General features: G+C 66.8%; 14 protein-coding genes. 9 read left to right on the forward strand and 5 right to left on the reverse strand.

All coding sequences use genetic code 11. From position 1 onward, the window contains the following. On the reverse strand, positions 1-612 hold a 612-nt coding region (locus tag B4K74_RS03475; RefSeq protein WP_286691772.1), incomplete at its 3' end, for a hypothetical protein. A 496-nt stretch (positions 613-1,108) separates the two neighbouring features. Here B4K74_RS03475 and B4K74_RS03480 point away from each other — a divergent pair. The 4 genes from B4K74_RS03480 (at position 1,109) to clpA (ending at position 5,151) form a co-directional block, all read left to right on the forward strand. Beyond that, positions 1,109-1,501 (forward strand): hypothetical protein, encoded by a 393-nt coding sequence (locus tag B4K74_RS03480; RefSeq protein WP_286691773.1) that lies wholly within the window; start codon positions 1,109-1,111, stop codon positions 1,499-1,501. Between the two features lie 227 nt (positions 1,502-1,728). After that, positions 1,729-2,199: a phasin family protein gene (locus B4K74_RS03485; protein WP_286691774.1), complete on the forward strand. Its 471-nt coding sequence runs from the start codon at positions 1,729-1,731 to the stop codon at positions 2,197-2,199. Between the two features lie 297 nt (positions 2,200-2,496). Continuing rightward, complete coding sequence (gene clpS / locus B4K74_RS03490; protein ID WP_123286396.1) at positions 2,497-2,826, forward strand: ATP-dependent Clp protease adapter ClpS; 330 nt, start codon at positions 2,497-2,499, stop codon at positions 2,824-2,826. A gap of 15 nt (positions 2,827-2,841) precedes the next feature. Beyond that, positions 2,842-5,151: an ATP-dependent Clp protease ATP-binding subunit ClpA gene (gene clpA / locus B4K74_RS03495; RefSeq protein ID WP_123286397.1), complete on the forward strand. Its 2,310-nt coding sequence runs from the start codon at positions 2,842-2,844 to the stop codon at positions 5,149-5,151. 74 nt (positions 5,152-5,225) lie between these two features. On the opposite strand, the gene B4K74_RS03500 is transcribed toward clpA, so the two are convergent. Both B4K74_RS03500 and B4K74_RS03505 read right to left on the reverse strand, forming a co-directional pair. Further along, positions 5,226-5,531 (reverse strand): CsbD family protein, encoded by a 306-nt coding sequence (locus tag B4K74_RS03500; RefSeq protein WP_123286398.1) that lies wholly within the window; start codon positions 5,529-5,531, stop codon positions 5,226-5,228. A gap of 96 nt (positions 5,532-5,627) precedes the next feature. After that, a complete protein-coding gene (locus tag B4K74_RS03505) occupies positions 5,628-6,395 on the reverse strand; it encodes a pseudouridine synthase (protein WP_286691775.1) in 768 nt (255 codons plus the stop codon). 266 nt (positions 6,396-6,661) lie between these two features. On the opposite strand from B4K74_RS03505, the gene B4K74_RS03510 reads away from it, so the two are divergent. Beyond that, the gene (locus B4K74_RS03510) at positions 6,662-7,159 is read left to right on the forward strand and encodes a hypothetical protein (protein WP_286691776.1); all 498 of its coding nucleotides are present in this window, start codon (positions 6,662-6,664) and stop codon (positions 7,157-7,159) included. Positions 7,160-7,183: 24 nt separating this feature from the next. On the opposite strand, the gene B4K74_RS03515 is transcribed toward B4K74_RS03510, so the two are convergent. After that, positions 7,184-7,810: a DUF938 domain-containing protein gene (locus B4K74_RS03515; protein ID WP_286691777.1), complete on the reverse strand. Its 627-nt coding sequence runs from the start codon at positions 7,808-7,810 to the stop codon at positions 7,184-7,186. Positions 7,811-8,028: 218 nt separating this feature from the next. On the opposite strand from B4K74_RS03515, the gene B4K74_RS03520 reads away from it, so the two are divergent. Beyond that, entirely contained in the window at positions 8,029-9,876 is a 1,848-nt protein-coding gene (locus B4K74_RS03520; RefSeq protein ID WP_286691778.1) for a phosphoenolpyruvate carboxykinase (GTP), read from the forward strand. A 48-nt stretch (positions 9,877-9,924) separates the two neighbouring features. Beyond that, positions 9,925-10,893, forward strand: coding sequence for an NAD(P)/FAD-dependent oxidoreductase (locus tag B4K74_RS03525; protein ID WP_286691779.1), 969 nt, complete (start codon positions 9,925-9,927; stop codon positions 10,891-10,893). Positions 10,894-10,913: 20 nt separating this feature from the next. Here B4K74_RS03525 and B4K74_RS03530 read toward each other — a convergent pair whose 3' ends face one another. Beyond that, on the reverse strand, positions 10,914-11,651 hold the full coding sequence (locus B4K74_RS03530; protein ID WP_286691780.1) for an energy transducer TonB: 738 nt from the start codon (positions 11,649-11,651) through the stop codon (positions 10,914-10,916). A gap of 149 nt (positions 11,652-11,800) precedes the next feature. On the opposite strand from B4K74_RS03530, the gene B4K74_RS03535 reads away from it, so the two are divergent. Together B4K74_RS03535 and B4K74_RS03540 are read left to right on the forward strand one after the other, a co-directional pair. After that, the gene (locus tag B4K74_RS03535; RefSeq protein WP_286691781.1) at positions 11,801-12,589 is read left to right on the forward strand and encodes a transglycosylase SLT domain-containing protein; all 789 of its coding nucleotides are present in this window, start codon (positions 11,801-11,803) and stop codon (positions 12,587-12,589) included. A gap of 98 nt (positions 12,590-12,687) precedes the next feature. After that, positions 12,688-13,833, forward strand: a complete 1,146-nt coding sequence (locus B4K74_RS03540) for a DUF2336 domain-containing protein (protein WP_123286404.1) — start codon at positions 12,688-12,690, stop codon at positions 13,831-13,833. Positions 13,834-13,844: the final 11 nt, after the last annotated feature.

Consider the following 13,844-nt stretch of genomic DNA (forward strand, 5'->3'; position numbering starts at 1 on the left):
GGTCAAGCCCGAGGATGACGGGGATTTGCCTCCGGCCAGCGACCGGGCCATCGCCTCGATTTCAGCGACCTGGGCTTCGAGGGCGTCCATGAGGGGGTTGGGCACGGGTGCCGGTTTCGGCGCCGGCTTTGCGGGCGGCTTCCTGGCCATGTCCAGCAGGGTGCGGTGCAGGCGCATCCAGCGGCCGGCTTCGGTGGCGTGGCCTTTCAGGATGGCGCGGTTGAGGCGGATCAGGGCGTGGGCGGCCATGTCGGCATAGTCGGGCAGGCCCTGTTCCATCTCGGCGTCCAGATCGACCGGTTCGGGTTCCGGCTGGTCCTGACGGCGCCAGCCTTCTTCGGCGGCGCGGTTCCGGAGCGTCGAGACGCGCATGCCGTAGCGGTCGCAGACCACCGAGGCCGACTCCCCGGCCAGATAGTCGGCCCGGGCGCGGGCCCAGGTCTCGTCCGAGGCGCGGTGATGGCCGGAGCGGGATCGGGGCTCGCGTTCGGCGAAGATGCCGGCGCATTCGTCGTCGATGGCGGCCCGGTCGGGGTCATAGGCCGGATCGTGTCCGGGCCAGTCGTTGGGCCAGTAGCCCTGGTCGGCGGGGTTGGGGGCGTGCGGGTCCATGGGGTCCTCCCTGTGTTTCAACCGGCCAGTGTGCGGGGGCTGTGAGGTGAGGCGGGGAGAATGACGGTCGCGGCGGGCAGGGTGTTGGAAAGGCGAGGGTTTGTTGCCGGAGATGTGCGGGTTGGGGGGCGTAGCTGAGCATTCCCGCCCGTTGGTGCTTCGTCTTTCGTCATCCTCCGGGCCGCGAAGCGGAACCGGGGGACCCAGCGGCGCGCGAGAGCGCGACCCTGTCACGGGTGCGCCTGTGTCCAGCTTTCGCCTTCGGCGCCGCTGGGTCCCCCGGTCTGCGCCGCGCAGGCGCGGCTTGCCGGAGGATGACGAAAGAAAGAAGGGGGACTTTAAAAGGGGTTCATCACAGCGGACACAGCGAAGACACGGCGGTCACGGCGGGGGTGGTGCGGCGTCCGATGCCGTAGCCCCGCCGGAGTGGTCCGTGCGGACTCTACGAATGCCCACGATGGGTGGAAAGCTGATGCTGCCGTGATAGGTCTTGTTGATGATCCTACTCACTCTCTTCGCGGGCATCCTTGCCGCATTCCCAGGACAGCCAGACGACATGGGCGTCTGTGATGTGACCGAACTGGCTCAAGTCCGTGTCGAACCGCTTCGACTGGATGGCAGACGGTTTTGCGGCGAGGTTGAGGTCCGGCAGTTGAACGATTTTTTGATATTGATGCCGCCCGGAACCGATCTTCTGACCTCGGAAAACGAGACAATCGTTCTGCCGCACGAATGGCCGGAGAGAGTCCCGCTTCATGAAGGACTGTATCGGATCGAGGGCTATATAAACGTCGACCCAGACTGCTTCGATGAATCAAAAGAGCAATGCGTGCCCATTGATCGTCCAGTTTTCCTCGACGTTGATCTCGCGGAGCCCCGAAGCCGCTAACGCTACCAGCGGCAGTCCTGACACGTTCAGACTCGCGGAATGGGCGTTCTTTGGGTCGGGAGCGGACCCCTTCCCGGGAGCCTGCTAGCCCCAAAATGGTGCGGTGCACAAAAACCTCTTGCATTCCCTTCGCACTTGCACCATATGGCACATCAACGCCCCGGAGTTTTGCGTGGGGTGGACCTTTCAGAGCGGCTTTGGCCGCCACCGAACCAGGAGATGTGACCATGGCTGACACTGCCGAGACCACCAAGAAGACCGTCGAGACCGCCACTGCCAAGGCCCAGGCCCAGGCTGAAAAGATCCAGGCCGCCGGTGCGCAGGCCGTGCGTGAAGGCATGGACAAGTCCATGGCCTCCATGTCGGAACTGAGCGTTCAGGCCAAGAAGAACCTGGACGCCGTGGTCGAGTCGGCCGCTGCTGCCCAGAAGGGCACCGAGGCCCTGACCAAGCAGGCCGCCGCCTATTCGCGCAAGTCGTGGGAAGACGGCATCGCCGCCGCCCAGTCGCTGACGCAGGCCCGTTCGGTTCAGGAAATGATCGAACTGCAGACCAGCTTCACCAAGTCGGCCATCGAGCTGTACGTGGCGGAAATGAACAAGGCTGCTGAAGTCATGACCGCTTCGGTCAAGGACAGCTTCAAGCCGATCAACGAGCGCGTCACCGCCTCGGTTGAGAAGTTCCAGGCCGCTCGCTAACCCCGAGCTTCCTGACGGAACATGGACGGGCCCCGGTGGAAACGCCGGGGCCCGTTTGCGTTTGGGAATATCCTCCATCCGTCTTCCCGGCGAAGGCCGGGATCCAGGGGGTTGGGCTTGTTCGGCTGAGTAGGCGGCAGTGCGCTTGGCTCTGGGCCCCGGCCTGCGCCGGGGAGACGGAGAACAAGGAAGTAAACGGAGAAATTGCTGTCGCCAACAAGGAGGTGTGACTGGACGTCCCTTCAAATCCCGACATGATGACCTATCTGACTGTCTCTTCCCCGATCCGGACTTCGAATGCCCAAATCACGGCCTGATGAGAATGGTGGAGGTCTCGGTGCCGCCGTCGTCACCGAAACCCGGCCCAAGCTGAAAAAGCCGTCGCTGTATCGCGTTCTGATCCTGAACGACGACTACACGCCGATGGAATTCGTCGTCTATGTGCTGGAACGCTTCTTCGGAAAGAGTCGCGATGACGCGACTCGCATCATGCTCTCGGTGCACCAGAACGGTGTGGGAGTGTGTGGCGTCTTTACCTATGAGGTGGCCGAAACCAAGGTCGCCCAGGTGATAGAGACATCCCGGCGGCACCAGCACCCCCTGCAATGCACGATGGAAAAGGACTGAGAGGAGCCTTACCCGATGCCTTCGTTTTCCCGTCCTCTCGAAGAGACGCTGCACCGCGCGGTCGCCTATGCCAATGAGCGCCGCCACGAGTATGCGACCCTTGAACACCTGTTGCTGTCGCTGATCGACGATCCGGATGCCTCGGTCGTCATGGGCGCCTGCAATGTCGATCTGGCGGCGCTGAAGGTGGCGCTGACGCTCTATGTCGACAACGATCTGGCGGCCCTGACCACGCCGGATGGCGATGACGCCAAGCCGACCGCCGGCTTCCAGCGTGTGATCCAGCGCGCGGTGATCCATGTGCAGTCCTCGGGCCGCGAGGAGGTGTCGGGCGCCAATGTGCTGGTCGCCATCTTCAGCGAGCGCGAGAGCCACGCGGCGTACTTCCTGCAGGAGCAGGACATGACCCGCTATGACGCGGTCAACTATATCGCCCATGGGATCGCCAAGCGGCCGGGGTCGGCCGAGACGCGCCCGGCCAAGCCGACCTCGCCCGAGGATGCCGAGGATGCCGCCGCCGCCAAGTCGGGCGGAGAGGCGCTGGAGGCTTACTGCGTCGACCTCAACGAGAAGTCGCGCCAGGGCAAGGTTGACCCGTTGATCGGTCGCCAGAGCGAGGTGGATCGCTCGATCCAGATCCTGTGCCGGCGGACCAAGAACAATCCGCTGCTCGTCGGCGATCCGGGCGTGGGCAAGACCGCCATCGCCGAGGGTCTGGCCCGCAAGATCGTGAATGGCGAGGTGCCGGATGTCCTGAAGGACGCGACCATCTTCTCGCTGGACATGGGCTCGCTGCTGGCCGGGACGCGCTATCGCGGGGACTTTGAGGAGCGGCTGAAGCAGGTCGTCAAGGAACTCGAGACGCACGACAACGCCATCCTGTTCATCGACGAGATCCATACGGTGATCGGGGCGGGGGCGACCTCGGGCGGGGCCATGGATGCCTCGAACCTGCTGAAGCCGGCGCTGGCGTCAGGGACGCTGCGGTGCATGGGCTCGACCACCTACAAGGAGTACCGCCAGCATTTCGAGAAGGACCGGGCCCTGGCCCGCCGCTTCCAGAAGATCGACGTGCATGAGCCGACGGTCGAGGACACGGTCAAGATCCTGCGCGGGCTGAAGTCGTACTACGAAAGCCACCACAAGCTGCGCTACACGGAGGCGGCGATCCGCACGGCCGTCGAACTGTCGTCGCGCTATATGTCGGACCGGAAATTGCCGGACAAGGCGATCGATGTGATCGACGAGGCGGGCGCCAGCCAGATGCTGCTGCCCGAGTCGCGGCGCAAGAAGACCATCGGCCAGAAGGAGGTCGAACAGGTCATCGCCAAGATGGCGCGCATCCCGCCGAAGTCGGTCTCCAAGTCCGACACCGAGAGCCTGAAGGAACTGAAGGGCGATCTGGAGCGGGTGGTCTATGGCCAGGAGCAGGCCATCGACCAGGTGTCCTCGGCCATGAAGCTGGCACGGGCGGGCCTGCGCGAGTCGAACAAGCCGATCGGCAGCTTCCTGTTCAGCGGGCCCACGGGCGTCGGCAAGACCGAGGTGGCCAAGCAACTGGCCGCGACGCTCGGCATCGAGATGCTGCGCTTCGACATGTCGGAATACATGGAGCGACACACCGTCAGCCGGCTGATCGGGGCGCCTCCGGGCTATGTCGGGCATGATCAGGGAGGGCTGCTGAGCGATGCCGTAGACCAGCATCCGCACGCCGTGGTGCTGCTGGACGAGATCGAAAAGGCCCACCCCGACGTCTACAACATCCTGCTGCAGGTGATGGACAACGGCATGCTGACCGATGCCCTGGGCAAGAAGGTCGACTTCCGCAATGTGGTGCTGATCATGACCACCAATGCCGGCGCGGCCGACAATGCGCGGGCGGCGATCGGCTTTGGCCGGGGCAAGGTCGAGGGCGAGGACGACAAGGCCATCCAGCGCCTGTTCACCCCCGAGTTCCGCAACCGGCTGGATGCCATCATCACCTTCAAGGCGCTGGGCGCGGACACCATCCGCCAGGTGGTGACCAAATTCATCCTGCAGCTGGAAGTGCAGCTGGGCGATCGCAACATCACCCTCGAGCTGACCGATGAGGCCACCGACTGGCTGGCCAAGAACGGCTTTGATGAACTGTATGGCGCGCGGCCGCTGGGCCGGGTGATCCAGGAGCACATCAAGAAGCCGCTGGCCGACGACATCCTGTTCGGACGCCTGACCAAGGGCGGGCACGTCAAGGTGGCGCTCAAGGACGGCAAGATCGTCTTCGACATCTCGGGCACCGAGACGGCGGCGAAGCAGGCTGCGGATGCGGACGCCGACGCGGACTGACGGCGGACGGCAGACATGAAAAGAGGCCCGGGGTTCGTGCCCCGGGCCTCGATCAATTCCGGTGGTGACTGTGCCTAGCGACGGCGGCCAAGAGCGCCGAGCAGCACGGCCAGACCGGCGACGATGCCGGTGGTCAGCAGGGGCTTGCGGCGGGCGAAGTCGAGGCCTTCCCGGGCCTTGCCCTGATACTGGGTCGGGGCCTTGTCGATGAGACCGTCGAGGCCGTCGATGACGCGGCCATAGGCGTCGCGGGCCTTGCCCTTGTACTCGGTCAGATGGCCCTCGACCTGCTGCTTGCGGTCGCCGGTCAGGCGGCCCAGGGCGGAACGGGCCTTGCCGAGCGTCTTCTCGCCGGTGCCTTCGATACGTTGGTCGGTCATGCATGTCTCCTGATGCGGATGGGGAGGGGTCTCCCAACAAGCGCATGCAAGAGGTGGGAGTTCCACCGACGACCTGCGACATCGCAGCGCTGCCGGTCAGGCGGAGGGGCGCCCCGTCAGAGCCGCGCGCTCGGCCGCGGTCATGTGACGCCAGCGACCTTCGGGGAGGCCGTCCAGGGTGATCGGGCCGATGTGGGTGCGCCACAGGTCCATGACGCGCAGGTCCAGCATTTCGCACATGCGGCGGATCTGGCGGTTGCGGCCTTCGCGCAGCACGAAGCGGAGGCACAGGGGGCCGATCTGCTCGACCTCGGCGCGCTTGAGGTTGCGACCGTCCAGCGACAGGCCGAAACGCAGGCGGGCGATCTTGGAGTCCGTCAGGGTGCCGCGCACCCAGACCTGATAGGTCTTTGGCAGGTCGGCATCGGGGCCGATGACGGCCTTGGCCACCACACCGTCGGTCGACAGGATCAACAGGCCGCGTGAGTCCTCATCCAGCCGTCCGATCGGGGGCAGGCTGTCGCGTGAAGAGGGCAGTGGGCCGTCGCCCAGCTGGGCCCCCGCTGTCAGCAGCCGGGCCGCCGGGATCTTGCCGGGTTCAGGCTGTCCCGAGACATAGCCCATGGGTTTGTGCAGCAGGAGGGTGACGGCCGAGTCGAGCTTGTCCTGCGCGGCGCTGGCCAGGGTCAGGGTCTGGCCGGGCAGGATCTTGCGACCCGCGTCGAGCACGGTTTCGCCGTCCAGCGAGACCAGACCCTCGGCGATCAGGGCGTCGGCCTCGCGCCGCGACGACAGGCCGGACTGACCCATGAATTTGTTCAGGCGGACCGGTTCGGTGCCTGTGTAGGTGCGGCTGAGCGACATGGGCCGGGTTTATCCTGTCGCAGGTGGGCCCGCCAGCGGCGTGTGGAGCTTGAGACCTTCGGCTCGGGCGTGCAAGCACGATGGCCCGCGCTCGCGTTGACTTTGAGTATCGGCTCCCTATATCAAGCCCCTACCAATCGAACCGCGCACGCTTCGCGACCGTGATTCCAGATCACGGTCGTCGATCCTGTTTTTCCTGCGGTGAACTCCTGTCCAGATTTCTGGATGTATGAGGGTTTTGCGTGCCAACAACAGAAGGACTTGTTTTGAAAGCTCAAGCTGCCAAGAAAACCCCCTATCGTATTCGCTTCCAACGTGTGCCGACGCGGGCCCGGATCGGGCTGGCCATGCGCCGGGATATGAATTTCGGTCCGCTCGGAGATGTCGAGCCGATGATCCAGGCCGGTGGCCTGTCGATCGCGCCGATCTCGACCGGTGACGCCAGCCTGCACGTCAATGGCGTGACGGTGCTGCCGACGGCCAAGGCCGGGGATCTGGAGAGCGGCGACCTGAAGGCGCTGGTGGTGCCGGGTGGCCATTCGGACGAGGCCGGAGACAAGGCCGTGCGTGAGCTCGTGGACATGGCCATGAGCAAGGGTCTGCCGGTCATCGCCTTTGGCGAGGGCGTGGTGCATGCGACCCGCGCAGCCGGGGCCAATCCGTCAGACTATGTGGATGCGCCCGCCGTGGTGACGGATGGCGACGTCGTGACCATGCTGGCCGACCGGGATGCCCTGTCGGCGGCGACCGCCCGCATCGGCTGAGTTGCCGCTCGGCTGAAGGGGTGTTCAGACCGAGCGAAACAACAGGCCGAGGTTGTTGGCGGGCAGGGCGGCGCGATGCGTGAGCCTCAATCCGTTCAACCGGGCTTCTGACACGACGTCTTCGAGGGCGCGCAGGCCCCACGCCGGGTCGCGCGCCCTCAGGCTTTCATGGAAGGCCAGATTGCTGGGCGCGGTCGGGGTGTCGGCTTCGACATAGGGGCCGTAGAGGGCGAACAGGCCGCCAGGACGGGGAAGGCGTTCGCCCGCCAGCTTCATCAGGCCGACGGTCGCGGACCAGGGGCTGATGTGGATCATGTTGATGCACAGGGCGACGTCGAAGGTGCCGTCCGGCCAGGTCGTGGGGTCGGCGGCGTCAAGCCGCAGCGGCGGCAGGAAGTTGTCGGGACCGTGCGTCCTTCTCCATGCCTCCAGAGCCTTGATCGCATCTTCGTTGAAGTCGGTTGGCAACACCGTGAGGCCCGGATGGGCGCGTGCCAGCGCCTCGCCATGGCCGCCCGTGCCGGTCGCGACCTCGAGCAGGCGTCCCGTTGCAGGGAGGTGCGGGGCGAGGAACCCCAGGATATGGGGCAGGTTTCGTTCGCCGGCCGGGGTTAACAGGTTGGGATCGTGTGCGGGAGCGGCAGCCGTCAAAAAATATTCTCCATCACATTCCTGCCGGAGGTAACCGGTTACAGCCGCGTGGCATGCGGGATCGCGAGGGGCTGTGTGGCACGATCGGTGAAAACTTGCAGCAGTTGACCTTTCCGGCCCGACGTTGTTCTAGCGTGTAACAGAGCGTGATCCTCGCGCTCACTGGGGGGCAGTCCGGCGAAGATCGGCGCTCCCGTCTGACGTTCAGGAGCGCTTACATGGCCCAATCCCCCATCGCCGGATTGCATCCGGCCCCGACCCGCCATGCCGAACTGGTGGCCTGGGTCGAGCGGATCGCCAGCCTGACCAAGCCCGACCGGGTGCACTGGTGCGATGGCTCCGAAGCCGAGAAGGCGGCGATCGTCGCCGACCTGATCGACAAGGGCACGCTCAGGGCGCTGGACCCGGTCAAGCGTCCGGGCAGCTATTATGCCGCCTCGGACCCGCGTGATGTGGCGCGCGTCGAAAGCCGCACCTTCATCTGTCCCGCCGATCCGAAGGACGCCGGGCCGACCAACAACTGGGCCGAGCCGACCGAGATGCGCGCGCGGCTGGACGGTCTGTTCGACGGCTGCATGGTCGGGCGGACGATGTATGTGGTGCCGTTCTGCATGGGGCCGCTGGGCTCGGAGATCAGTGCGCTGGGCGTCGAGATCACCGACAGCGGCTATGTGGCCGTGTCGATGGGCATCATGACCCGCATGGGCAAGGACGCGCTGGACGCGCTGGGCGAGGACGGGGTGTTCGTGCCAGCCGTCCATACGCTGGGCGCGCCGCTGGCCGACGGTCAGGCCGATGTGCCGTGGCCCTGCAATGAGGACAAATGGATCGTCCATTTCCCCGAGACGCGGGAGATCTGGTCCTATGGCTCGGGCTATGGCGGCAACGCCCTGCTGGGCAAGAAATGCTATGCGCTGCGCATCGCCTCGGTCATGGCCCGCGACGAGGGCTGGCTGGCCGAGCATATGCTGATCCTGAAGCTGACCGATCCGCAGGATCGGGTGAAGTATGTGGCCGCAGCCTTCCCGTCCGCGTGCGGCAAGACCAATCTGGCCATGCTGCAACCCTCGATCCCCGGCTGGAAGGCCGAGACGGTCGGCGACGACATCGCCTGGATGCGGTTCGGCGACGACGGGCGGCTGTATGCGGTGAACCCGGAAGCGGGCTTCTTTGGTGTGGCGCCGGGCACCAGCCGCAACACCAACAAGAATGCGCTGGAGACTCTGGCGACCAACACCGTCTTCACCAATGTGGCGCTGACGGCGGACAATGATGTGTGGTGGGAGGGCCTGACGAAAGAGGCCCCCGAAGGCCTGACCAACTGGAAGGGCCAGCCGCACGATCCGGCCTCTGGCGAGCCTGCGGCCCATCCCAACGCGCGCTTTGCCGCCCCCGCCGCCCAGTGCCCGACGATTGCGCCGGAATGGGAAGACCCGAAGGGCGTGCCGATCGACGCCATCCTGTTCGGGGGGCGCCGTGCCAGCGCCGTGCCGCTGGTGACCGAGGCGTTCGACTGGGAGCACGGGGTGTTCCTGGGCTCGACCGTGGCGTCCGAAGGGACCGCGGCGGCCGAGAACAAGGTCGGCGAGCTGCGCCGCGACCCGTTCGCCATGCTGCCCTTCTGTGGCTACAACATGGGGGACTATTTCGCCCACTGGCTGGCCATGGGCAAGAAGAGCGACCCGGCGAAACTGCCGCGGTTCTACTTCGTCAACTGGTTCCGCAAGGGATCGGACGGCAAGTTTGTGTGGCCCGGCTTTGGCGACAATGCCCGGGTGCTGAAGTGGATCAGCGAGCGGCTGAACGGTGAGGCCGAGGCGGTGCGGACCCCGGTCGGTCACGTGCCGACGCGTGAGTCGCTGGATCTGGACGGGCTGGAGCTGTCGGAGGCCGACCTGGCGACCCTGCTGGACGTCGATGTCGAGGTCTGGACCGAGGAAGCCTCGCGCATCCCGGCCTTCTTCGAGACGTTCGAGGATCGCATGCCCAGGGCTCTGTGGGACCAGCTGAAGGCGCTGGAGCAGCGGCTGTCATCGGCCCGCAGCGCCTCCATGGCGGCCGAATAGGGCACGCTCCGGCTTGATTTCAGGACGCGCCCGGTCGATGCACCGGGCGTGACCTCCTCTTGCGACATTGCCGTCATCGGCGCGGGCGTACTGGGCCTCAGCGTCGCCGCCGACCTGCGCGCGCGCGGACGGAACGTGTGCGTCATCGACCCGGGCGGGGCCAATGCCTCGTCGGTGGCTGCGGGCATGATTGCGCCGGCGATGGAAAGCCTGCTGGACCCGTTCGAGGCGGATCCGGAGGGGCGGGCCGCCGTGCTGCGCGCGGCGCGGGATCTGTGGCCCGGGTTCGCCGAGCGGCACGGAATCGCGCTGATCCGGGACGGGGTGGACTGGATCGGGCCAGATGCCGACGGGGTGATCGCGCGGCTGGCGGTGCTGGGCTTTGCAGCCGGGCGGACGGAAGCGGGCGTGTTTTGCCCGGAGGACTGGCGGATCGATCCGGTCGCGGCGCTGGGCACGCTGGCACAAGGTATCGGACGGGTGGACGGCCGGGTCGCAGCGGTGCGGGTTCAGGCGGAGGGGTGGCAGCTGACGCTGGCGGACGGTGCCGTGATGTCTGCGCGGGCCGTGGTGCTGGCCTGCGGGACGACCTTTCCGGACCTGCCCGAGGCAGCGAGGCACGCGGTCGATCGGGTTCAGGCGATCGGCGGGCGGCTGGCGTTTACGATCCGGCGGCTGGTCGAGCGTCCGGCGCGGTTTGCCGGCGGCTATGCGGTGCCCCTGGGCGACGGCACGGTGATCGGCGCGACCATGGAGGCGGGCGGGCTGGTGGCCGAGGCGTCAGACCTTCAGGATGCGCTGCTGCGCCGGGCGCAGCAGGCGCTGGGCCTGCAGGAGATCGGCCCGGTGGAGTGGCGGTCGGGTGTGCGGGGAGCGACGGCGGACGGCCTGCCCCTGTCCGGTGAGGTCCTGCCCGGACTGCACCTGGCGCTGGCGCCGCGCCGCAACGGCTGGCTGATGGCGCCGGCGCTGGCCGCGCAGACGGTGGCCGGGATCGAGGGCCGCCAGACCGGCTGACCGCCCCCGACCCCTTCAGCCTAGTCCGGCAGGGTGAAGCGGATGCCGACGGTGACGCGGGCGCCGCCGACGGCTTGGCCGTCCACGGTGCGCGGGCTCATGCGGAAGTCGCGGGACAGGCGGGTGGCTGCGCGGCCAAAGCCGTAGCCGCCGGGGGTCTCGCTGACCACCTGACAATCGGTGAGGCTGCCGTTGACCCGCACGGTGCAGCTGAGCGTCGCAGAGCCCGTGACGTTCGCCGTGATGGCGCGCTCAGGATAGGCGCGCATCAGGGCCTCCCCGGACGGTTTGCGGACCCAGTCGGGGTTGGTGATGGTCGGCGGCCCAGCGGGCACGACCTCGGTTGGCGTGGTGCCCGTGCCCTCAGGGGACGGGTTCGGGATCGGCTTGGTCAGGGTGATGGCCGGGCCGGTCGCCGGGGTCGGAATGTCCGGAATGACGACGGTCAGCGTTTCCGTCGTCGGGACGGTTTCCAGCGGACGATGGATCGGCGGGTTGGGGGCGGGCGGCTCGGGCGCGACCTCGGGCTCGGGCGGAGGCTGCCTGTAGAATTCGAGCTTGATCGTGGAGTCCGGCTCGGACGGTGCGGTCAGGGGCAGTTCGAAGCGCTGATAGTAGAGGGCAATGCCGACGCCGACATGGGCGGCCAGCACGATCGCCACTGCGGTCAGGGTGGTGGGGGTCAGCTTCCACCGCGGCGTATCGCCATAGTCGAGGGGGCTGACCAGGCCGGGGCCACCGGCGTGATTCATCATCATGGACGTCTCTCCCTTATGCCGTCCCCACAGCACACCCTGAGGTGAAGGGGGCGCTGACCTTGCGGCAAGTTTAAGGCGAGCCCGGCGTGCGACGATCACGGTTCGGTGGGTTAAGATTCAATTAACCATGTCAGCCCAGCCTCCGGGTCATGACCATCAGTGCGATTCCCTCCCAGGGCGGTGTCGAGGCAGCCATTCGGCGCGCCTCTGCCTCGACGGGTGTGGACTTTGATTTCCTGATGAAGACGGCCCAGCGCGAGAGCGCCATGAACCCGTCGGCACGGGCGCGGACGTCATCGGCGGCGGGCCTGTTCCAGTTCATCGAGCAGACCTGGCTGTCGACCCTGAAGCAGCACGGCGGCAAGCACGGTTACGGCCAGTATGCGGACCTGATCTACAAGGGGACGGACGGGCGCTGGCGCGTGGATGGCGCGGCGCGGAATGTGGTGCTGGACCTGCGCTATGATCCGGTGGCGGCCTCGGCCATGGCGGGGGAACTGACGGCGTCGAACGCGGCCTATCTGCGCGGGCGGATCGGGCGGGAGCCGACAGCGGGTGACCTTTATGCCGCGCACTTTCTGGGACCGGCGGGGGCGGCCAAGCTGGTCGAGGCGGTGAATACGCGGCCCGGCGCCAGTGCGGCGGCCCTGTTTCCCCAGGCGGCGGCGGCCAACCGATCGATCTTTTACCGGGACGGACGCCCGGCCACGGTCGGTGAGGTCTATGCCAATCTGACCAGCAAGGCGGGGCAGGGCATGCCCGCCAGTCCGTCGTCGGCGCCGGTGATCGACGCCCTGTCGCCCAAGGACCGGATGGTGGCGGATCAGATGGACCGGATGCGTCAGGATCAGGGCCTGCTGGCGCTGTTGCTGGGTCAGGAGGGCGAAGAAGGCAATGCCGGGTTTATGCGGGCCTTTGTCGGCACGGCTGACGCCTGATCCAGCACGGTTGGTAAACTGTGCATTAAGCCTGTCGCGCGCATGCTTCGGATCGGGAATCGGAGCACACCGGTTCGTATAGCCCAGCTGAGTCCGACATGACGGCCTATCGCGCCCGCCTTACCGAGTTCGACATCCGCCGACTGATCAAGTCGACCGACGAGGACGAACGCGCGGCCGCGACTCACAAGCTTTGCCGGAACATGGAGCGGGTCGAGCTGACGCCGGAGGACCGTGAGGCGGCCGAGAAGATCCTGCGCGTTCTGGCCCATGATGCGGCGGAACTGGTGCGGCGCGCGATGGCGGTGACGCTCAAATCATCGGACCTGATCCCGCGCGATGTGGCGCGGCGGCTGGCGGCGGATGTGGACAGTGTGGCCCTGCCGATTATCGGCTTTTCGCCCGCCTTTTCCGACGAGGACCTGATCGAGATCGTCAAGGCGGGGTCGACCACCCGGCAGGTGGCGATCGCCGCCCGGCCCCGGGTGTCGCGCGACGTCTGTCAGGTGCTGGCCGAGACCGGCAGCCGCGAGGCGGTGCGGACGCTGGCGGCCAATGACAACGCCGATCTGGCCGAAGACGCGATGAATGTGGTCGTCGACCGGTTTGCCGATGCCTCCGAAGTGCTGACCGCCCTGTCCTATCGTCAGGTGCTGCCGCCGGACATTACCGAGCGGCTGGTCGCCCATGTGTCGGAAACGGTGCGCGAGCATCTGATCAGTCGCCATGCCATCGCGCCCGAGGCGGCGATCCGTCTGTCGGCCCATGCGCGCGAGCGGGCGACGCTGGATCTGGTCGACCAGGCGGCCACCACGACGGACATGGCGACCTTTGTCTCGCGGCTGAACGGGCGCCGGGCGCTGACGCCGTCGCTGTTGCTGCGGGCGCTGGCGCGCGGTCAGCTGACCTTTGTCGAGCACGGGCTGGCCGAGTTGGCCCAGACACCGCATGCGCGGACCTGGCTGATGGTGCATGACGCCGGGCCGCTGGGGCTGAAGGCGATCTATGACCGGGCGGGTCTGCCGCCGCGTCTGTTCCAGGCCTTCCGCTCGGGGATCGATACCTGGCGGGCGCTGCAGGCTGAGGGCGCGGATTTCACCGCAGAGACCTTCCGTCAGCGGATGCTGGAACGCTTCCTGACGCAACGGCCCAATGTGCCGCGCGAGGATCTGGCCTATCTGATGGAGCGGCTGGACCGCGCGCCGATGCCGGTGGACGCGCAGCGGGCCGCTAACGCGGCCTGAGGCCTTTGCCC

The sequence above is a fragment of the Brevundimonas sp. UBA2503 genome, assembly GCF_002341485.1.
Classification (GTDB): domain Bacteria; phylum Pseudomonadota; class Alphaproteobacteria; order Caulobacterales; family Caulobacteraceae; genus Brevundimonas; species Brevundimonas halotolerans.